At 46.9% G+C, this 499-nt stretch carries 2 tRNA genes; both read left to right on the top strand.

The features are described from left to right. Positions 1–102: 102 nt before the first annotated feature. A tRNA-Ile gene (locus tag OGV38_RS00190) sits at positions 103–179 on the top strand. Between the two features lie 108 nt (positions 180–287). Continuing rightward, a tRNA-Ala gene (locus tag OGV38_RS00195) sits at positions 288–363 on the top strand. Positions 364–499: the final 136 nt, after the last annotated feature.

The following is a 499-nucleotide window of genomic DNA, read 5'->3' on the forward strand; positions in this document are numbered from 1 at the left end:
TAGGGGAACCTGCGGTTGGATCACCTCCTTACCTTAAAGAAACGTTCTTTGTAGTGCTCACACAGATTGTCTGATGAAAATTAGCAGTAAGAAAATCTCTGCAGGCTTGTAGCTCAGGTGGTTAGAGCGCACCCCTGATAAGGGTGAGGTCGGTGGTTCAAGTCCACTCAGGCCTACCAAATTTCTGCTGATGCTGCGTTGCGGCGACGCTCACATACTTCAGTATGCTTCGCGTCACCACGCCTTGCCTCAACAGAAATTAAGGTTAAACGAGATTTAACTACGATGGGGCTATAGCTCAGCTGGGAGAGCGCCTGCTTTGCACGCAGGAGGTCTGCGGTTCGATCCCGCATAGCTCCACCATTCCTTACTGCAAAAACACAAGAAAACTTCAGAGTGTACCTGAAAAGGTTCACTGCGAAGTTTTGCTCTTTAAAAATCTGGATCAAGCTGAAAATTGAAACGACACACTGTTTCATTTCTCCGTAAACAAGAAATG

Source organism: Citrobacter sp. Cb080, from assembly GCF_030334745.1.
Classification (GTDB): domain Bacteria; phylum Pseudomonadota; class Gammaproteobacteria; order Enterobacterales; family Enterobacteriaceae; genus Citrobacter; species Citrobacter braakii.